Below are 19,246 nucleotides of genomic sequence, written 5' to 3'. Positions count from 1 at the left end.
CCGGGGCTGCTTCAAAGCGACAGACGCTAGTCCTCGCCATGCCCTGCAACCATTGCACGGGTCGCCTCAAGCGCCATGCGTTCTTTAATGCGCATCCGTTCGGATTCTGATTTCAATTGCCCGCACGCGGCCAAGATATCGCGGCCTCTGGGGGTGCGAATGGGAGAGGCATAGCCGTTGGCGTTGATGAAATCAGCGAACTTTTCAATCTCTTCCCAATCGGAACATTCGTAGTTTGAGCCGGGCCACGGGTTGAACGGTATGAGATTGATTTTGGCTGGAATGCCTTTCAACAGTTGCACCAATTCCTTCGCCTCATTGAGCGAATCGTTGACGCCCTTGAGCATCACATATTCAAAAGTGATGCGTTTGGCGTTGGAGACGCCGGGATAATCGCGGCAGGCTTGTAGCAATTCTGCGATGTTGTGCTTTTTGTTGATCGGCACGATTTCGTCGCGCAGAGCATCGTTTGTCGCGTGGAGCGATATGGCCAAAGCGCAGCCGATTTCTTCGCCCGTTCGATAAATCGCTGGAACCACGCCGGACGTTGAAAGGGTAATGCGCCGTTTCGACAACCCTAATCCTTCGCCATCGGCGGCGATAAGCAGAGCTTGTTTTACGTGCTCGAAATTGTAGAGCGGTTCGCCCATACCCATCATCACAATATTCGTGACTTTCCGGCCCTCGCTTGGCACGACACCGCCTTGGGGAATGTCTGCATCGGGAAAATCGCCCAAGCGGTCGCGGGCGACCATCAATTGCATCAATATTTCACCTGCCGTGAGATTGCGCACCAGCTTTTGGGTGCCGGTATGGCAAAACGTGCAGGTGAGTGTGCAACCGACTTGGCTGGAAATGCATAGCGTGCCGCGATCCGCTTCTGGAATGTAGACGGTTTCCACTTCCACCGGCGCACCTGCTCCACGGGCGGGAAAACGGAAGAGCCATTTGCGTGTGCCGTCTTCGGAAATTTGCTCTTCGACGATTTCCGGACGTTCGAGCGTGAATTTTTCTTCCAGCGTGGCGCGCAGTTCTTTGCCGATATTCGACATGCGGGAGAAATCGTCGTGGCCGCGAACGTATATCCATTGCCACACTTGGCTCGCCCGCATACGCGCCTGCTTTTCGGGGACGCCAGCGTCCTTGAAAGCCTGCGCCATCTGCGTCTTGTTCAGACCGATGAGCGCGATTTTGTCGCCGCTCGCAGCCGTCATTCCGGCCCATTGCAGGCGGGTTTTGGCGTCGGTTAGATCGAGCGAAAGGGGCATCGGGTTTCCTAGTGGGCCGCCGCCAAACAGCAAAAAGGCGGCACGGGTGCCGCCTATATGGCTTTGTCTTGTGTCACTCGCAAGGCCGCGCGGCCGCTCAGCTTATTTGCAGTTGTTCACTTCGCTCAGTGCTGCCGTCACGCCCGACAACGAATAGGTGTAGGTCGTCTGAGTGCCACGGCGCGATTCTGCCGAGACTGTCATGGAGCGGCCAGCGCGCATGGCGGTGACAAGCTTTGGCTCTTCCGCGAGGTCTCTCACCCAAGCGTTGTTGCCTTGGCTGAACATCTGGAATTTGGTGCCATCAATGTCGACGGTCACGGGCGTTTCCGTTTTCAGCGGGTAGCCGACTTCGACCTGTGGTTCGAGCGCACCGGATTTATTTGGCTTCTGGCTGACCAGAAAAAACACATCGCCATGGTCGCGGTCTGCGGGCGCTTTTACCGTTGGGATCGACAGGATGTAGCAAATCTTCCCGGCGCGAGCGTCGTTATAGCTGTAGGCACCCCAAGCATTGTGTTGTTTGATCGGCACCGGAGCCTGCGCAAACGCGGCCTGTGGCAGCGTCATGGCTGCTGCGATCATTGCGCCTGCAAAGGCCGAAGTCTTCATAAGCGAAATACGTTTCATCATTCCCACCGCTTGTCTCATTTTTTTACGGCCAACACAGCGTGTTTGCTGTTTGACCCGTTCCCAACGTGCTTCACGCAAAGTGAAACAACACCGTTACAATTTGCTGAAAAGGTATGGTTAAAACTGTATCAATCGTCGCCTGCACCCACCAGCCCCTGTTTCTTTCATCACCAAAAAGGCGAGAATTTGAAATGCTCAGCTTTTGTTTGCCGGGCCAAGGCGGTTCCTGCCCTTTTTCGGCGGAATTCTTTTGCCGCCGCTGTACTTGGCCTTGCCGTCGATGTGTTGTGGAGCAGGGCTCGCGGGCGCACCCACCTTGACGGGTCGCTCTGCAAATTTGCCCAGTGACAACATGCGATCATACATAATCACCGCGCCTGCTGTGGCGACGTTCAGACAAAAGCGGGTCGGAATTTTGATGATGAACTCGCACTTTGCCGTCATTTCTGGCGACAGTGATCCACCTTCCGGCCCCAAAATGTAAGCTGCGCGGGTGGGATGGCGAAAGCTGGGAAGGTCTATCGCCTCGTCCAGCAATTCCACGCCAACAAGACGGCAATCGTCTGGCAAGCGCAGATCATCACAGCCTTTGAACGTGTACCAAGGCATGTGGTCTTGGGAGCGTGTCGTATCGGAAGGTGGCGCGTCGATATAGCGACCGGGAGCGACGGTGAAGACGAAACTCGCGCCGAAACCGTAGGCTGTGCGCGATAGGTTGCCGAAATTCATGGGCTTTGAAATGCCTTCGACTCCAATGCCGAAATAGCCGCGTGCGTTCATCGCATCGTGCTCCGCGCTTAAAAAATCCGCTCTCCTTATGGCGAAACTGGCACGGCTGCGATAGAGGCAAGGCAAATTGCTCAACCGCTCGGAGACCACCCCATGAAAGCCCTGTTGTCGAAAGAACCCGGTCCGCCGTCTACCCTCGTGGTGGAAGACATTGAAGCGCCGACGCCAAAAAAGGGCGAGGTGCTGGTGCGGGTAAAGATCGCTGCGCTGAATTTCTTCGACTGTCTCATCATCGAGGACAAATACCAGTTCAAACCACCGCGTCCGTTTTCCATCGCTGCCGAAATGTCTGGCGTGGTGGAAGCGCTTGGCGAGGGCGTCGAGGGCTTTTCGGTCGGTGACCGCGTTTGTGGCTATGTGCAGGGTGGCACAGCACGGGAGCTGATTATTGCCCCGCCAGTGGCGCTGTCACACATTCCTGATGGGGTAAGCGATGAGCAGGCGGCCTGCATCATGGTCACTTACGGCACGTCCTATCACGGCATCAAAGACCGCGGAGAGCTGAAAGCTGGCGAGACGCTGGCAGTGCTGGGAGCCTCTGGCGGTGTTGGTCAAGCGGCGGTCGAGCTTGGTAAAATCATGGGCGCGCGCGTTATCGCTTGTGCTTCCTCAGACGAGAAACTGGCATTTGCCAAAGAGTGCGGCGCAGATGAGGGCATCAATTACAGCGACGTCGATCTGAAAGATGCGCTGAAAAAGGCAACAGGCGGCAACGGTATGGACGTGATTTACGACCCCGTTGGTGGCGATTTTGCAGAAAGTGCGTTCCGGGCGATTGCCTGGGGTGGTCGGTTCTTGGTGATTGGGTTTGCGGCGGGGCCAATTCCGGCCATTCCGCTCAATCTGCCACTGCTGAAAGGCGCCGATATTCGTGGCGTTTTCTGGGGAGCCTTCACCATGCGCGACCCCGCTGGCAATCGTCAGAACATTGACGATCTGCTCGGCTGGTTGGCCGATGGCACACTAAAGCCGCATGTGGATTCGGTGTTTGCGTTGGAAGATGGCCCTGCGGCGCTGGAAAAAATTGCCGCTCGCAATGTCAAAGGCAAAGTTTTGCTGCGCGTCAGCGATTAAACTTCGGTCTTTTGCGACAACGCTTCGCGGGCTTTTTCCCGGTGTTCTTCGGTGATGTTCTGGCTGACAAGGGCGAGCGCTGCCATCAGCACGGCGGTATCGTCGGTGAAGCCAATAAAGGCCAAGATGTCGGGAACCACGTCGATCGGCATGATGAAATAAGCGAGCGCGGCGAACAAAGTGCCCCGCACTTTCAGCGGTGTGTTTTTGTCGGTCGCGCAATACCACGCGGCTGCTGCGTCTTCCGCAAAGGGGATTTGCGCGGCGAACGAACGCATTTTCGGCCAGAACTCGCTTTTCACCTTGTTCTCGCGCCGCTCCTGCTCCTCCAGAGGAACGGGAAGCAAAATGTCGTCTATTTTCGATTTATCCATCATTCACTCCTCCACGCTCATATGGGCATCAAACGCCAATCGTGCAAGAATCTGGCGTATCGTGGTAAATCTCGTTACAGGGTGCAGCCATGAGACTTGTGGCTGACAATCTAACCCTCCTGCGCGGTGAAGACGTGGTGTTGCACGGACTTTCGTTCGATGTGGCGTCCGGTTCTGCGCTCGTCATCACAGGCGAAAACGGGACGGGCAAATCCACGCTTCTGCGGGGTATTGCCGGGCTGTTGCCAATTGAAGCTGGCACTGTCGGCTTGGCAGATAAGCCTGAAGAATTTGGCGAGGCTTCGCTGGAAGAGCTTTGCCATTATCTTGGACCGGATAATTCCATGAAAGGCGCGATGAGCGTTGGGGAGAACCTTGCCTTTTGGCAGGATTTTGCCGGTCAGCCGTTTTATGAGATCGAAGAGGCGCTGGAAATGGTGGGTCTCGGTGGTCTTTCATCCATCCCGTTCTCGCATCTCTCCACCGGTATGCGGCGACGTGCATCCATTGCCCGGTTGCTCATTAGTTATCGCCCGATCTGGCTGTTGGATGAGCCGACTTCGGGTATGGACGCCGTGTCGCAGAAGCAGTTCGCAGACCTGATGGGCGCTCATCTGGAAGATGGCGGCATAGTCATTGCCGCAACCCACATTTCGTTGGGATTGGACAATATGCAATCGCTGGTGCTCGATGGGGCAAGTCTGTCGTGATCGCACTGTTGAAGCGCGAAATCCGCTTGGCTTTGCGTTCCGGTGGAGGGGCGGGGTCGGCGCTGTTGTTCTATCTTGCTGTGGTGGTGGCCATTCCCTTCGCAGTTGGGCCGAACGCGCAATTGCTGTCGACCATTGGTGGTGCGGTTTTATGGATTGGTGCCATGTTGGCATCACTGCTTGGCTTAGAGCGACTCTTTCAGGTGGACCGCGAGGACGGCTCGCTGGACCACTTGATGATGGCGCGACAACCGCTTGCGGCGTTGATCTTCGTTAAAAGTCTTGCCCATTGGCTTGTCACAGGCCTTCCTCTGGCGCTGGTCTCGCCGGTTTTCGCGCTGTTTTTGACGATGGAGCCGGTTGCGATAGGGGCTACGTTCGTCACGCTATTGGTGGGAACGCCTGCGCTGTCTTTCATCGGGGCGGTTGGCGCTGCTGTTACTGTTGGTTTGCCGAGGGGAGGGCTGTTGCTGTCTATCCTTGTTTTGCCGCTGTGTATCCCGGTGGTCATTTTTGGCGTCGGTGCCGTCCGTGGAGCGGTCACCGACCCGGACCCGTTCACAATGCCGTTTCTGATATTGTGTGCTATTTCACTGTTCTTCATGGTGTTGGGGCCGCTGGGAGCAGCTCTCGCGCTGCGTCAGGGCAGAGCGTAATTTGCCGCACGGGTGCCCAGAACAATTGAAAGCCGAGCCAACAATCCCCAAGAAGAGTTCATGACAACAGACACGACAAAAATTGCGCGCCCTTCTGGCATTATGGCGCTGGCAAACCCTACGCGGTTTCTTGGCTTCGTGCGCGTCGTGCTGCCTTGGCTTGCGATTGCCACAGCCATTACGTTTGCTATCGGTTTGGTGATGAGTTTTTCGGTGCCTGAAGATTACCAACAGGGCCGAACGGTCAAGATCATGTTCGTCCACGTCCCAGCCGTCTGGATGGCAATGGGGACGTATCTGGTGATGGTGTCGGGTGCGCTTGGTGTGCTGGTGTGGCGTCACCCGCTTGCCGGCGTTGCCTCGCGTGCTGCTGCGCCCTTGGGTGCTGCATTCACTTTTATCGGCTTGGCAACAGGCTCGATCTGGGGTCGGCCTATGTGGGGCACATGGTGGGTATGGGATGCGCGGCTAACGTCTTTCCTAATTCTGCTGTTGATCTATCTCGGACTTATTGCGCTCTGGCGGTCCATCGAAGAAAGCGCAGTGTCAGCTCGGCTGGCCAGCGTTTTCATTTTGGTCGGCGCGTTGATTTTGCCTGTCATCAAGTTTTCCGTCGATTGGTTCGTAACCCTGCACCAACCCGCAAGCGTTCTAACGGCTGATGGTCCGAAAATGGATTCCGTGTTCTTGCAGCCCCTGCTGGTGATGGCGCTTGCTTTTCTTTTGTTGTTCATCACGCTGCATCTGGGCGCTATGCGCAATGAAATTCAGCGTCAGCAAATCCGTTCCATGCAGCGTCGCGCTGTACGTGAGGCGCGAGGCCGATGAGCGCTGTTCTGTCGTGGAAATATGCGGGCTTCATTTTCAGCGCTTATGGCATCACCTTTGCTGTGCTGTTGGCGATGATCGGCTGGGTTGTTTTGACAAGCCGTGCGCGCAAAGCCTCGCTTGCTAAACTGGAAGCTGATGGATTGCGCCGTGCCGCTGCGCGGGAGGCTGCCAATGAGTGAAGATGCTGCGCCGCCCAGAAGCGGTTCATCCAAACTGCTTGTCGCTCTGCCCTTGCTGGTTTTTGGCGCTATGGCGGTTTTCTTTCTGGTTCAATTGCTTTCTGGCCGCGATAGCCAAGAATTGCCCTCCGCGCTTGTTGGCCGTGCCGCGCCGGAATTCACGTTGCCGCCTCTGCCGCGTTTGCAGCGCGACGGCGTTCCTGTTCCCGGCCTTGCCAGCAGCGATATGAAGGGCAAACCGCATCTGGTGAATATCTTTGCTTCATGGTGTGCGCCGTGCCGTGCGGAGCACCCAATCTTGATGAGCCTTGCTAATGACGAGCGATTCGATGTGGTTGGCATCAACTACAAGGACGACCCGGGCAATGCTCTGCGGTTCCTTGGCGGTTTGGGCAACCCTTTTGACCGTGTTGGCATTGATCCGCGTGGTCGCGCTGCACTGGATTGGGGTTTTTATGGAATTCCGGAGACTTTCCTGATCGATAAAGACGGAATCGTTCGCCATAAGGTCATCGGACCGCTGACGCCAGATAAACTGGAAGGTCTGAAAACAGCGATTGACGCTCTTTAAGTCACGCTTGAAGCGGATTGTATAAAAGAAAACCGGACTTCCGCGACTAGCAGAAATCCGGTTTTCAATTTGCGCCTGTCTCCGGGGAAGAGACAGTCCCGGTCAAGTTACGAAGCAAACTCAAGGCCCCAGGGGGGCTGGGGGGCAGTGAAAAGGGCACAAGAGCGCTTGCGTGCCGAGGCAACAACACAAATCTGCTCGGCAATTGTGGTCAAAAAGAGCGCAAAAAGTGGCGCTGCGATCAAACAGTCTTACAGTGCGATTCCGTTCGTGTGTAAGGCTGATCTGTCAGTTCGATCTTGCCAATAAGTCTTCGTCTGCGCAAACTGTATTCGTCCGCAAACCGTCAAAGGGGCCAGATGAGCGCACATTCCGGCAACAAACGTCACCGTGATAACCTGATCGTTCTGGCCGAACGGCGTCCGCTGCAATCGTCGGGCATCGCAAACACGATCATCGCATCCACAGGCAATCCGACGCCTGCCGCTCAGGTGACGTTTGATCGCAAAGAGCTGAACGCGATATTGAACCTTTATTCGTTCAGAGTTGCCGACGGGGAGTGGCGGGATTACGCGATTGACCATCTGCCCGATAGGGCGGTGTTTTCTGTTTATCGCAAAGCGTCGGAACGGGCGCTTTTTGCGATTGTCAAAGACCCGAAGCTGGCTCGCAAGCAAGGCGCTTACAGTGTGATCGCCGATACGGGTAAGGTGTTGAAGCGCGGACATGAGCTGCGCCAAGTGCTGAAAGTGTTCGATCGCCGTTTGAAATTGGTGGAATAGGCTCACCATCACTCCAATTCTTTGCGGTACAGGCGTGTTATTCGCTGAAGGTTCGCTTTAGACACTTGCTATGACCTTTCGTGCTTCCATTCTTACGCTTTATCCCGACATGTTCCCTGGTCCATTGGGTCATTCCCTTGCCGGGAAAGCGCTGGCGCGTGGAGATTGGACTTGCGAGCCGGTCAACATTCGCGACTTTGCTACCGATAAACACGCAAACGTCGATGATACGCCTGCGGGTGGTGGCGCAGGAATGGTTCTGCGAGCGGACGTTTTGGGCAGGGCTATTGACGCGGTCTCGCCTGAAGGCGATCCACGCCCTCGCTTGCTGATGAGCCCGCGTGGGCGGACGCTTGATCAGGAGTTTGTTCGTGAATTGGTAGAAAGAGATGGGGCGGTGATCGTTTGTGGGCGGTTTGAAGGGGTTGACCAAAGAGTTATCGACGGGCGTGGCCTGCAAGAAGTCTCCATCGGCGATTATATCCTGTCTGGCGGCGAAATCGCTGCGCTGACACTGTTGGACGCGGTTGTGCGTCTGCTGCCCGGCGTTATGGGAAACGCGGTTTCCGGCACTTATGAGAGTTTTGAGAACGGGCTGTTGGAACATCCTCATTATACGCGGCCAGCCGAATGGGAGGGGCGTGAAATTCCTCAGATTCTCACCTCTGGAAACCACGCGAAGATCAACGAGTGGCGCCATGAACAGGCTTTGGCGCTGACGCTTAAGCGCCGACCAGACTTATTGGACGATGAGACGAGCGAATAGGCTGGACAAGTCGTACGCTTTGGCCTATCTCACCTGCGCTTTCGGCAAAAACCGAAGAGAACGTGTATCGCCCTGATTGATGTCGATTTCGATCATCCGGCGGCTGACGCAATTTGGCCTTGGGGCTGGCTTGTGGAACGGCAATCGGACGCGGCGCTCTGGCTTTCATAACAAAAAGATCTGGTCGCCAAATCCGTGAGAATATCGGGGCGGGGCCGGACGCAAAGAAAAAGGTCTTGTGTGATGAACATCATCCAACAGCTCGAAGCCGAGCAAGCCGCTGCTATTGAAGAAAAGCGCAAATTTCCAGATTTCTCTCCCGGTGACACAGTGCGCGTTCTCGTGCGCGTGACCGAGGGAACTAGAACCCGCGTGCAGGCCTATGAAGGCGTGTGCATTGCGCGCAAGGGCGCCGGTTTGAACGAAAGCTTCACGGTTCGTAAAATCTCCTATGGCGAAGGCGTAGAGCGCGTGTTCCCGATGTATTCTCCGCTGGTTGAAGGCGTCGAGATCGTTCGTCGTGGTAAGGTGCGTCGTGCTAAACTTTACTATCTGCGTGGTCGTCGCGGTAAATCCGCTCGTATCGTGGAGAACACGAATATCCGTGCCAAAAACCTCAACGAAGCCGAACGCGCTGCGTTTCTGGCCGAGAAAGAGCGCATGGAGGCCGAGAAGGTCGCTGCAGCTCAGGCTCTCGCTGTTGAGAAAGCTGCGGAAGACGCAGCCGCTGCTGCTGCCGCAGAAGCGGAAGCTGCTGCTGCTGGCGAAGAAGCCAAAAGCGAATAAGAATCTCGTGCGGCGTATAGGCCGTACGATCCGGTTTTCCGGGGAAGCTAAGGCGTCGGTCGAAAGACCGGCGCTTTTTGCGTTTAGGTTTTTCAGCATTTGGTGCGGCACTGGCGAGGCTTGATTGCCGTATCAGCGTTGTTAAAACTGGCGAGCAATTACAGGAGCAGGCATGTTCAGTGCGATCAAAGATTTTTTGGGCGATTTAATCTCTGACGACAGCAGTGAGCCTGAGAACGCGCGGGTAATCGACAAAAAACTGTGTGCTGCAGCCTTGATGGTTCACGTCATGGCGGCGGACGGCAAGATTCAATCCGAGGAAGAAGCCAAACTTCTGACGGTGCTGGAAACTCACTATGATCTCACCGCGGATCAGGCACGCGAACTAGCCGAAGATGCGAAGAAAGCGCAAAGCGAATCCATCGATCTCTACGCTTTTACCAGTATTCTGAAAGCGCAGATGGATGAGACCGAGCGAATGGGCCTTGTCGAAGACCTGTGGGAAATGGTCTATGCGGATGGGGAAATTCACGAATTTGAGGACAATATGGTCTGGCGACTTGCGGAATTGCTGAACATCTCGTCAGAGCGGCGCATGCGTTTGAAAACAATTGTGCGAGACCGCGCTGGCGCAAAGGGCGATGACTTTTCATGAGCGTTGAGACCCGACCGATCCTGATCATTCTGCATCAGGAAACTTCAACACCCGGGCGCGTTGGTCAACGGCTGGTCGAGCGTGGTTTTTCGCTTGATATCCGCCGCCCGCCGCTGGGTGATCATTTGCCGGAAAGCCTTGACGACCATGCCGGCGCGATCATGTTTGGCGGACCCATGAGCGCCAATGACCCGGATGAATTCGTTAAGCGCGAGACCGATTGGCTGGCAGTTCCTCTTAAAGAAGAGCGGCCGCTGCTGGGCATATGTCTCGGTGCGCAGAAGCTGGTGAAGCATTTGGGCGGTGCGGTTGAAGCCCATCCTGAAGGTTTGGTTGAAGTCGGCTATTACCCGCTGGAGCCAACACAGCAGGGGCGTGAGTTCATGGAGCACTGGCCCGAGCACATCTATCAATGGCACCGCGAAGGTTTTGATTTGCCCCGTGGGGCGACCTTGCTGGCCAGGGGCGATGTCTATCCCAACCAGATGTTCGCCTATGGCAAACACGCCTATGCCTTGCAGTTCCACACTGAATTAACGCTGGCGATGATGTTGCGCTGGACGGTGAAGGGCGCGGAGAGAATGGTGCTGCCCGGTGCGCAAAACCGTAAGCAACACATCGAAGGGCGGATGGTGCATGACGCTGCCATCAGCGCCTGGCTGGATCAATTTCTCGACAAATTTATCGGCACTGCTGCAAACCCAGCAGAGGTCAACCGCGACGAACTGATTGCCGCAAAAGTCGCCTAGTCCAAGAAAACTGCGAAGTCTTCCAACGGGGCGCGATCCACTTTCAGCGTGTTTATCGTGGCTTCCGTGTCTTCATAGCCAAGCGCCATTCCGCAGAGCACGATGTCTTCATCTGGAATGTTCAAAACAGGGCGGATGACTTTGTGAAACGGCGCCCATGCGGCCTGCGGGCAGGTTTCCAACCCGTGCCCACGGGCAGCTATCATGATGTTTTGGAGGAACATGCCGTAGTCCAGCCATGAGCCGATTTCCAGCCGCTTGTCCATTGTGAACATCATGCCCACGGGCGCGCCAAAGAAGCGATAGTTCTCGCCGTGTTGAGCGTGCATTTTTTCCTTGTCGCCCTTTTCGATGCCTAGCAGGCCATACATATCCCATCCCACCTTGCGCCGCCTTGCCAGGAAGGGTTCAGGGAATTGATCGGGATAGTATTTGTAGGTCTGCTCACGCTCAAAGTTTGGGTCGTTATGGGCACCCACGACGGCATCGCATAGGGTCTTGAGCGTTTCGCCGGTGGCGACAGTCACTTTCCAAGGTTGCATGTTGGTGCCGGATGGAGCGCGGGCTGCGGTTTGCAAAATGTCTATGATGGTTTGGCGCGGTATTGGCGTATCGAAAAACGCGCGAACCGATCGGCGGCCCGCAATAGCTTCGTTGATGATGGCGGCGTTTGTCATGCGAATTTCCATGGCATTTAGATTTGGCAAAGCCTGCGCTGATGCGCGGATTCGATCAAGCTGCTTTCAAAAAGACAAATCCTCGTGAAATTTTTCTTGTAAATTTCATGAGGACGAGGTTTTCTTCTTCAAATGCAGTCGCTGCGTGTTTTGGAGCCGATAGACTTTGGGATTTCCTGCTGAACAGCAAAGCCATGATGCCGCCCACGCGGAAGCCTTGGGCAACGACGTGCGCGCGTTACGGAAATCCAAAAACCTGACCCTTAACGAATTGGCGCTGAGAGTTGGCCGCTCGGTCGGATTTATCAGCCAGGTTGAACGAGGCCTTTCTTCCCCCTCCATCGACGATCTGCGCAGCATCGCTTCGGCGCTTGGCGTTCCGACGAGTTGGTTCTTCATGTCGGACGATGTGGACCCGCGCGAACGCGGTGTGATCGTTCGGGCAGGCGGGCGGCGCTCGCTTGGAACGCGCGAAAGCGGCATCGTTGAAGAATTGCTGTCGCCTGACTTGGGTGGAGCTTTCGAGATGTTCCGCTCTGAATTTCAGCCGGGTGCCGAAATGATGACGCCGATCCTGCGCGAAACCGAAGAAGCAGGCTATGTCGTCTCCGGCCGTCTCGATCTTTGGATCGAAGACGAGATGTTTGAACTTAATGCGGGAGACACGTTCCGCTTCGACCACAAACCCTATCGCTGGCGCAATCCGGGAGAGGAACCGACGGTTCTGATCTGGACTGTAAGCCCCCCTGTTTACTGAAAACGAGAGAAACCATGAGCGACGCACCGACAACAAAACTGCCCTCGACCGCCCGTGTCGTCATCATTGGCGGCGGATGCGTGGGTGCATCAGCGCTTTACCATCTGGCGAAGGCTGGATGGACCGATTGCGTGTTGCTGGAGAAGAACGAGCTCACCGCTGGCTCCACCTGGCACGCGGCTGGCAACATTCCGACATTTTCGTCATCTTGGGCCGTCATGAATATGCAGCGCTATTCGACCGAGTTGTATCGTCGTTTGGGCGCTGAGGTCGACTATCCGATGAACTATCACGTCACCGGCTCCATCCGTTTGGCGCATTCCAAAGAGCGGATGCAGGAGTTTGAGCGGGTCAAAGGCATGGGGCGCTATCAAGGCATGAACCTCGATATGTGCTCGGTTGATGATCTGAAGGAGCGCTATCCCTTCCTTGAAACCCATGATCTAGCCGGTGGTCTTTACGACCCCCATGATGGTGACATTGATCCGGCCCAGTTGACGCAGGCATTGGCCAAGGGCGCCCGTGATCTGGGTGCGAAGATCGTGCGTTTCTGTCCGGCAACGGGCGTGCGGCGGGAAAACGACGAGTGGATCGTGGAGACCGAGCAGGGCGAAATTCGCTGCGAATTCGTGGTGAACGCAGCTGGCTATTATGCCCAACGCGTGGGCGAGTGGTTCAAGCCTTATGCCCGCGAAGGCATGGCTCGCACTCTGCCGATGATGGTGATGAGCCATCAATACTTGCTCACCGACGAAATTCCCGAACTGGAAGCATGGAGCAAGGAGAAGGGCGCAAAACTGCCGCTCCTGCGCGATGTCGACAGCTCATATTATCTGCGGCAGGAAAAATACGGGTTGAACCTCGGCCCCTATGAAAACAATTGCCGTGGCCATTGGATGACGGCGGAAGATCCGATGCCGGAGGATTTCTCGTTCCAGCTTTATCCAGACGATCTCGACCGCATTGAATGGCATATTGAAGACGCTATGGCGCGGGTGCCCATGTTGGGCACTGTGGGCGTCAACAAAGTCATCAATGGTCCAATTCCCTACACGCCGGATGGCAACCCGCTTATCGGGCCCATGCCTGGTGTGCCGAATGCGTTTGAGGCGTGCGTATTCACCTTCGGCATTTGTCAGGCTGGTGGTGCCGGCAAGGTTCTTTGCGAGTGGATTACCGAAGGCGGTACGGAAGACGATATGTGGGCGGTCGATCCGCGCCGTTTCACCGATTATTGCGATCAGGATTATTGCAACCAGAAGGGTATGGAAGTCTACGGCAACGAATACGCCATGCATTTCCCGCATCACGAGTGGCCTGCTGCGCGCAACAAGAAGCTCTCGCCGGTGCACGACAAGGTGGTCGCTTTGGGCGGTGTGATGGGTGCTTACAACGGCTGGGAGCGGGCCAATTGGTTCGCCAAAGAAGGCGATGACACGTCGCTGGAAGCAACCCACACCTGGGGTAGATCTGGCCCGTGGGAGCGGCGCGTGAAACAAGAGGCTGAGGCCGTGCGCGACGGTTGCGGCGTGCTTGATCTGCCGGGCTTCTCGCGGTTCACGCTGTCCGGCGACGGAGCGGCAGACTGGCTGCGCGAGCAGATTGCTGGCGGCTTGCCGAAAGTGGGGCGGATGAACCTTGGCTATTTTGCTGATGATAAAGGACGGTTGGTGACAGAGATGTCGATCATCCGCCTCGGCGAGGATGATTTTACTCTGATCACGGCTGCGACTGCCCAGTGGCACGATCAGGAATGGTTGCGCAATCATCTGGCTGAAGGGCTTACGCTGACGGACAGGACGCGGGATTTCTCAACCCTGATTGTCACAGGCCCGAAATCGCGGGACGTGCTTTCGTCCCTCGCTGAGGCCGACTTTGATCTCGGTTGGCTGACGCACCAGAGCGCGAAAGTAGCGGGGCAGGATTGCTATCTGGCGCGGGTGTCGTTTGCTGGTGAACTGGGCTGGGAAATTCACGCCAAGAACGCGGTGATGCCTGCTATCTACGATGCAGTGCTGGAAGCGGGCGCAAAACCCTTTGGCATGTATGCGCTCAATTCGCTGCGGCTGGAGAAAGGCTATCGCGCCTGGAAGGGCGATCTGTCGACCGACTACACGCTGCTGGAAGCGGGCCTCGACCGTTTTGTGAGATTCGACAAGGAGAGCTTCCGGGGCAAGGCGGCGCTGGAAAACGAGCGCCAGCAAGGCGTGACCAAACGCTTTGTTACCATGACCGTCGCCGCCAACGGCCACGACGCGCCCTATATGTCGACCGTATGGAGTGGCGACGATGTGGTGGGTGAGACGACGTCTGGCGGCTGGGGCTACCGCGTCGGAAAATCTATCGCACTTGGCACGATCAAGGCTGATCTGGCCAAGCCGGGCACGCAGTTGGAGATAGAGATTTTCGGGGAGCGTTTTCCTGCGACTGTCGAGAAAGACGAGCCGCTTTGGGATCCGGCAAATGAGAGGATACGGGCGTGAACGCCATCGTCTTTCTGGACGGTGGGATGGGTCAGGAACTGATCGCCCGTTCCAGCCAGCCACCATCGCCGCTTTGGTCGGCCAAGGTGATGATGGACGAGCCGGAAATCGTGGAAGCTGTTCACCGTGACTATGTGGAGGCTGGCGCCAAGGTTATGACGTTGAACGCCTATTCTGCGACGCCGGAACGGCTGGCGCGGGATGCAAGCGAAGATTTGTTCGAGCCACTGCAGACAAAAGCCATGGCTATAATGAAAGCGGCTGCTGGCGATAGTAGTGTGACCTTGGGTGGCTGCCTGTCGCCGCTTTTTGGCTCCTACCATCCAGACAAAGCACCAGAATACGAAGTTTGCCTTGCCACCTATCGGCGCATTGTTGCTCTGCAAAAGGACGCGATGGATGTGATCATTTGCGAGACGCTTTCCTCGGTGAAAGAAATTCGCGCAGCCGTCACCGCAGGCGCTGAAGTTGGCTGTGAAGTCTGGTGTGGCATGAGTGCAAAAGACGATGACGGCACCAAACTGCGTTCCGGCGAAAGCGTGGCCCAAGGCGCTGCCGCAGCGAAAGAAGCTGGCGCGGCGGCTGTTGCTATCAATTGCTCTTGGCCGGAAGCGGTCGCGCAGGCGCTGCCGATCATGGCTGAAACCGGATTGCCCTATGGCGGCTGGGCCAACGGCTTCACCAATGCTGCGGGCGATTTGGCATTGGGCAGTACGGTCGCAGGCATGGGCAAACGAACCGATTTGGGGCCCGATGCCTATGCGAACCACGTCATGGGCTGGGTGGAGCAGGGCGCAACTCTGGTCGGCGGGTGCTGCGAAGTCGGCCCCGCACATATCGCAAAATTGGCGCAACGCCTGACGGCAGCTGGCCACACACTTGTGGGGAGGTTCTGATGAACGCGAAACCCGTTCCTTCAAAAGCCCGTGCGGTCATCATTGGTGGTGGCGTTGCCGGTTGTTCGGTGGCCTATCATCTCGCGAAACTGGGCTGGAAAGATGTTGTTCTGTTGGAGCGCAAACAGCTTACCAGCGGCACGACATGGCATGCAGCAGGCCTGATCGCCCAACTTCGTGCGACGAAGAACATGACGCGGTTGGCGAAATATTCGCAGGAACTTTACGGCGAGCTAGAAGCGGAGACGGGCGTTGCGACGGGCTTTCGCCGCTGCGGGTCAATCACGGTGGCGCTGACTGATGAGCGGCGGGAAGAGATTTATCGGCAGGCCTCAATGGCGCGGGCCTTCGGGGTGGAGATCGAGGAGATTTCCGCAGCCGATGTAAAAGTACGCTATCCGCATCTCAACACCGATGATGTGACGGGCGCGGTTTATTTGGCGAAGGACGGGCAGGGCGACCCCGGCAACATCGCTCATGCGCTCGCCAAAGGGGCGAGGATGAATGGAGCGCAGGTGATTGAAGGGGTGAAGGTCACCGCTATTCATCAGGCTGATGGACGTGTCACCGGTGTTTCATGGAAGCGCGACGGCATCGATGACGAAGGCATGATTGATGCCGATTATGTGGTCAATTGCGGAGGCATGTGGGCGCATGAGGTTGGGCGCATGGCGGGTGTTTCGGTGCCGCTGCAAGCTTGCGAGCACTTTTACATCGTGACCGAGGCCATTGAAGGATTGACCCAATTGCCTGTGCTGCGGGTGCCGGATGAATGCGCCTACTACAAGGAAGATGCGGGCAAGATCTTGCTGGGGGCGTTTGAACCTGTCTCTAAGCCGTGGGCTGTCAAAGGCATTCCTGAAGACTTCTGCTTCGATCAGTTGCCCGAAGATTTCGATCACTTCGAGCCTATCCTTGAGAAGGCAGTGAGCCGTTTTCCTGCGCTGGCGGAAGCGGGTATTCATACGTTTTTCAACGGGCCAGAGAGCTTCACGCCGGACGATGCCTATCACCTGGGCGAAGCGCCTGAATTGCAGAATTTCTTTGTCTGCGCCGGTTTTAATTCGGTCGGTATTCAATCGTCTGGCGGTGCTGGCATGGCGCTGGCGCACTGGATGGAGCACGGCTATCCGCCGTTTGATCTGTCGGATGTTGATATCCGCCGGATGCAGCCTTTCATGAAGAACAAGACCTATCTGGAAGCCCGCGTAACGGAGACTTTGGGTCTGCTCTACGCCGACCATTTTCCCTTTCGCCAGATGGCGACGGCGCGGGGTGTGCGCCGCACGCCTTTCCATGAGCATTTGAAAGCCAAGGGCGCTGTGTTTGGCGAAGTGGCGGGATGGGAGCGTGCCAATTGGTTCGCCGATGATGGCGAAAAGCGCGAATATGACTATTCATGGAAACGCCAGAATTGGTTCGCGAACGCGCGACGGGAGCACGAGGCGGTGCGCACCAATGTGGGCATGTATGATATGTCTTCTTTCGGCAAAATCCGCGTTGAGGGGCGCGATGCGGAAGCGTTTCTGAACCGTATTTGTGGGAACGATGTTTCGGTCGCGGTGGGCAAGATCGTTTACACGCAATTCTTGAATGAGCGCGGTGGCATTGAAGCCGATGTAACGGTCACGCGCCTCTCCGAGACGGCTTACATCGTCGTCACGCCAGCGGCGACCGTGCCGCGGGAGCTTTCGTGGATGCGTCGCCATATCGGCGACTTCGCAGTTGCCATCGTGGACGTGACGGCTAACGAAGGTGTCTTGGCGGTGATGGGGCCTAACGCTCGGACCCTGCTGGAGAAGGTTTCGCCCCACGATTGGAGCAATGCCAACCACCCGTTTGGAACGGCGCACGAGATCGAGCTTGGCATGGGCCTCGCCCGCGCTCACCGCGTCACCTATGTGGGCGAGCTGGGCTGGGAGCTCTACATGACCAGTGATATGTGCGCCCACGCTTTCGAGGTGCTGAGCGAGGCGGGCTCAGATATGGGGCTGAAGCTGTGCGGAATGCACATGATGGATTCGCTGCGCATCGAAAAAGCTTTCCGCCATTTCGGCCATGACATTACCGAGGAAGACCATGTGCTGGAGGCGGGGCTGGGCTTTGCGGTGAAGCTGAACAAGGAGGCTTTCATCGGGCGCGAAGCGGTGTTGCGCAAGAAGGAAGCTGGGCTATCCAGCCGCATGGTGCAGTTCAAGCTGCGCGAACCAGAGCCGCTGCTCTATCACAACGAGCCAATCGTGCGCGATGGCGAAATCGTTTCTTACGTGACATCGGCCAATTATGGACACACACTCGGTGGCGCCATTGGCATGGGCTACGTGCCGTGCGAGGGCGAAAGTGCGGAGGATGTTTTGGGATCAAACTACGAGATTGAGATTGCAGGCGTGCGTGTTGCGGCAGAGGCGAGCTTGCGCCCGATGTATGACCCCAAAAGCGAACGGGTGAAGGCTTAGAATATGACCGATAATCCTGCTCCGCACGCGCCGGGTTTTCAGCGTGTCGATGTTGTTAAATGGACCGCGACCATCATCCAATTGATCGGTTATGGTCTGACTGGAATGAATGTCACGCCGTGGAATGTGTATGCATTTGTGGTTGGTATTGTGCTTTGGTTTAGCGTTGGTTGGATGTGGAAAGACAAGGCGATCATGGTGGTTCATGTTGGCGCATTTGTTGCGCTCGTGGCTGGCTACTTGAACTCCTAAGAGTTGGAAAAGACGAATATGACCGATCAAGCTGAAAAAGCGCGAGACTTTCGTGAGATGCATACGCCGGGCGATCCGTTCGTGCTGCCGAACGCTTACGATGTAGGCTCGGCCAAGATGCTGGCAGCATTGGGCGCAGATGCGATTGCGACGACCTCGGCTGGTTTCGCGTTCACCGTGGGCGAGCCGGACGGCTGCAAGGTGACGCGCGATCAGATGTTGGATCATTGCGAAGATGTTTGCCGTGCGGTGTCGCTGCCCGTGTCTGCTGATCTGGAGAACGGGTATGCGGATGACCCGGCTGGCGTGGCCGAGATGATCGAACTGGCGGCGGAAGTTGGTCTTGTCGGGTGCACGCTGGAAGACACGACGATGGAGACTGCCAAACCTTCCTACGATTTCGATATCGCCGTTGCTCGCATGGAAGCCGCGGTAGAGGCGGCGGAAGCGTTGCCGTTCGAATTCACCGTTTGTGCCCGTGCCGATGGGGTGATGATCGGCTCTTACGATCTCGACGAAGCGATCCGCCGCATTCAGGCCTATGAGGAGGTGGGCGCGCATTGCGTTTACATTCCCATGCCCGCGTCGATGGAAGACTTGAAGCTGATTTGTGCATCGGTCGGCGTGCCTGTGAACGCACTGTGCGCTGGGCCATTCGTGAAATACTCGAAGGTTGATTTCGCCAAGGCGGGGGCGGCGCGAATATCGGTTGGATCGGCGCTTTCGCGTGTGACGCACAAGATCGTCCACGACATTGGCAAAGCGATGATCGAAAACGGTGATTTCTCGGCTCTGGCTTTAGGAATGAGCGGAACTCAAGTGGATGCGTTGCTGGCGAAAGGCAGCGCATAGAGATTTGTTGAGGGCGCCCTGTGGGCGCCCTTTTTTGTGGGATATTTTTG

General features: G+C 56.5%; 22 protein-coding genes. 17 read left to right on the top strand and 5 right to left on the bottom strand.

The genetic code is table 11. The annotated features are described in order from the left end of the window. Positions 1–26: 26 nt before the first annotated feature. The 3 genes from rlmN to ACFQ14_RS09280 all read right to left on the bottom strand — a co-directional run bounded on the left by rlmN (position 27) and on the right by ACFQ14_RS09280 (position 2,681). On the bottom strand, positions 27–1,268 hold the full coding sequence (gene rlmN, locus ACFQ14_RS09290) for a 23S rRNA (adenine(2503)-C(2))-methyltransferase RlmN (RefSeq protein WP_377212458.1): 1,242 nt from the start codon (positions 1,266–1,268) through the stop codon (positions 27–29). Between the two features lie 102 nt (positions 1,269–1,370). Beyond that, a complete protein-coding gene (locus ACFQ14_RS09285; protein WP_377212457.1) occupies positions 1,371–1,901 on the bottom strand; it encodes an invasion associated locus B family protein in 531 nt (176 codons plus the stop codon). Positions 1,902–2,096: 195 nt separating this feature from the next. Then, the gene (locus tag ACFQ14_RS09280; protein ID WP_377212456.1) at positions 2,097–2,681 is read right to left on the bottom strand and encodes an RNA methyltransferase; all 585 of its coding nucleotides are present in this window, start codon (positions 2,679–2,681) and stop codon (positions 2,097–2,099) included. A gap of 102 nt (positions 2,682–2,783) precedes the next feature. Here ACFQ14_RS09280 and ACFQ14_RS09275 point away from each other — a divergent pair, with 102 nt between their 5' ends. Next, the gene (locus ACFQ14_RS09275; protein ID WP_377212455.1) at positions 2,784–3,764 is read left to right on the top strand and encodes an NADPH:quinone oxidoreductase family protein; all 981 of its coding nucleotides are present in this window, start codon (positions 2,784–2,786) and stop codon (positions 3,762–3,764) included. Here ACFQ14_RS09275 and ACFQ14_RS09270 read toward each other — a convergent pair. Then, positions 3,761–4,138: a YkvA family protein gene (locus ACFQ14_RS09270; RefSeq protein WP_377212454.1), complete on the bottom strand. Its 378-nt coding sequence runs from the start codon at positions 4,136–4,138 to the stop codon at positions 3,761–3,763. The two genes, ACFQ14_RS09275 and ACFQ14_RS09270, sit on opposite strands and share 4 nt — an antisense overlap. An 89-nt stretch (positions 4,139–4,227) precedes the next feature. Here ACFQ14_RS09270 and ccmA point away from each other — a divergent pair, with 89 nt between their 5' ends. The 10 genes from ccmA (at position 4,228) to ACFQ14_RS09220 (ending at position 10,823) form a co-directional block, all read left to right on the top strand. Further along, the gene (ccmA, locus tag ACFQ14_RS09265) at positions 4,228–4,848 is read left to right on the top strand and encodes a heme ABC exporter ATP-binding protein CcmA (RefSeq protein ID WP_377212453.1); all 621 of its coding nucleotides are present in this window, start codon (positions 4,228–4,230) and stop codon (positions 4,846–4,848) included. Beyond that, the gene (ccmB, locus tag ACFQ14_RS09260; protein ID WP_377212452.1) at positions 4,845–5,504 is read left to right on the top strand and encodes a heme exporter protein CcmB; all 660 of its coding nucleotides are present in this window, start codon (positions 4,845–4,847) and stop codon (positions 5,502–5,504) included. The genes ccmA and ccmB overlap by 4 nt, the downstream gene beginning before the upstream one ends. Before the next feature lie 60 nt (positions 5,505–5,564). Then, positions 5,565–6,332 (top strand): heme ABC transporter permease CcmC, encoded by a 768-nt coding sequence (ccmC, locus tag ACFQ14_RS09255; protein WP_377212451.1) that lies wholly within the window; start codon positions 5,565–5,567, stop codon positions 6,330–6,332. Then, positions 6,329–6,514 (top strand): heme exporter protein CcmD, encoded by a 186-nt coding sequence (ccmD, locus tag ACFQ14_RS09250; RefSeq protein ID WP_377212450.1) that lies wholly within the window; start codon positions 6,329–6,331, stop codon positions 6,512–6,514. Before ccmC ends, ccmD begins: the two co-directional genes overlap by 4 nt. Continuing rightward, entirely contained in the window at positions 6,507–7,085 is a 579-nt protein-coding gene (locus ACFQ14_RS09245) for a DsbE family thiol:disulfide interchange protein (protein WP_377212449.1), read from the top strand. Before ccmD ends, ACFQ14_RS09245 begins: the two co-directional genes overlap by 8 nt. Positions 7,086–7,444: 359 nt before the next feature. Continuing rightward, the gene (locus ACFQ14_RS09240; protein ID WP_377212448.1) at positions 7,445–7,867 is read left to right on the top strand and encodes a DUF2794 domain-containing protein; all 423 of its coding nucleotides are present in this window, start codon (positions 7,445–7,447) and stop codon (positions 7,865–7,867) included. Between the two features lie 70 nt (positions 7,868–7,937). After that, positions 7,938–8,633 (top strand): tRNA (guanosine(37)-N1)-methyltransferase TrmD, encoded by a 696-nt coding sequence (gene trmD, locus ACFQ14_RS09235; RefSeq protein WP_377212447.1) that lies wholly within the window; start codon positions 7,938–7,940, stop codon positions 8,631–8,633. A gap of 243 nt (positions 8,634–8,876) precedes the next feature. Continuing rightward, positions 8,877–9,419, top strand: coding sequence for a 50S ribosomal protein L19 (gene rplS, locus ACFQ14_RS09230; protein ID WP_377212446.1), 543 nt, complete (start codon positions 8,877–8,879; stop codon positions 9,417–9,419). A gap of 172 nt (positions 9,420–9,591) precedes the next feature. Then, entirely contained in the window at positions 9,592–10,074 is a 483-nt protein-coding gene (locus ACFQ14_RS09225) for a tellurite resistance TerB family protein (protein WP_377212445.1), read from the top strand. Next, positions 10,071–10,823, top strand: a complete 753-nt coding sequence (locus tag ACFQ14_RS09220; protein ID WP_377212444.1) for a glutamine amidotransferase — start codon at positions 10,071–10,073, stop codon at positions 10,821–10,823. The genes ACFQ14_RS09225 and ACFQ14_RS09220 overlap by 4 nt, the downstream gene beginning before the upstream one ends. Here ACFQ14_RS09220 and ACFQ14_RS09215 read toward each other — a convergent pair. Continuing rightward, a complete protein-coding gene (locus ACFQ14_RS09215) occupies positions 10,820–11,500 on the bottom strand; it encodes a nitroreductase (RefSeq protein ID WP_377212443.1) in 681 nt (226 codons plus the stop codon). The genes ACFQ14_RS09220 and ACFQ14_RS09215 overlap by 4 nt on opposite strands. A gap of 166 nt (positions 11,501–11,666) precedes the next feature. On the opposite strand from ACFQ14_RS09215, the gene ACFQ14_RS09210 reads away from it, so the two are divergent. The 6 genes from ACFQ14_RS09210 to ACFQ14_RS09185 are packed head-to-tail and all read left to right on the top strand — an operon-like array spanning position 11,667 to position 19,196. Continuing rightward, positions 11,667–12,257, top strand: a complete 591-nt coding sequence (locus ACFQ14_RS09210) for a helix-turn-helix domain-containing protein (protein ID WP_377212442.1) — start codon at positions 11,667–11,669, stop codon at positions 12,255–12,257. A 14-nt stretch (positions 12,258–12,271) separates the two neighbouring features. Then, a complete protein-coding gene (locus ACFQ14_RS09205) occupies positions 12,272–14,740 on the top strand; it encodes a GcvT family protein (RefSeq protein WP_377212441.1) in 2,469 nt (822 codons plus the stop codon). After that, positions 14,737–15,636: a homocysteine S-methyltransferase family protein gene (locus ACFQ14_RS09200; RefSeq protein ID WP_377212440.1), complete on the top strand. Its 900-nt coding sequence runs from the start codon at positions 14,737–14,739 to the stop codon at positions 15,634–15,636. The genes ACFQ14_RS09205 and ACFQ14_RS09200 overlap by 4 nt, the downstream gene beginning before the upstream one ends. Further along, positions 15,636–18,092 carry a GcvT family protein gene (locus ACFQ14_RS09195; protein WP_377212439.1) on the top strand — a complete coding sequence of 819 codons (2,457 nt, stop codon included), beginning with the start codon at positions 15,636–15,638 and terminating at the stop codon, positions 18,090–18,092. The genes ACFQ14_RS09200 and ACFQ14_RS09195 overlap by 1 nt, the downstream gene beginning before the upstream one ends. A 3-nt stretch (positions 18,093–18,095) precedes the next feature. Further along, positions 18,096–18,344: a DUF6552 family protein gene (locus ACFQ14_RS09190; RefSeq protein ID WP_377212438.1), complete on the top strand. Its 249-nt coding sequence runs from the start codon at positions 18,096–18,098 to the stop codon at positions 18,342–18,344. A gap of 18 nt (positions 18,345–18,362) precedes the next feature. Next, positions 18,363–19,196, top strand: a complete 834-nt coding sequence (locus ACFQ14_RS09185) for an isocitrate lyase/PEP mutase family protein (protein ID WP_377212437.1) — start codon at positions 18,363–18,365, stop codon at positions 19,194–19,196. Positions 19,197–19,246 lie beyond the last annotated feature (50 nt).

Origin of the sequence: Pseudahrensia aquimaris (genome assembly GCF_042676045.1) — a bacterium.
GTDB lineage: Bacteria > Pseudomonadota > Alphaproteobacteria > Rhizobiales > Rhizobiaceae > Pseudahrensia > Pseudahrensia aquimaris.
The sequence above is the reverse complement of the archived record's forward strand: the minus strand, read 5'-3'. Positions and strand labels throughout refer to the sequence as shown.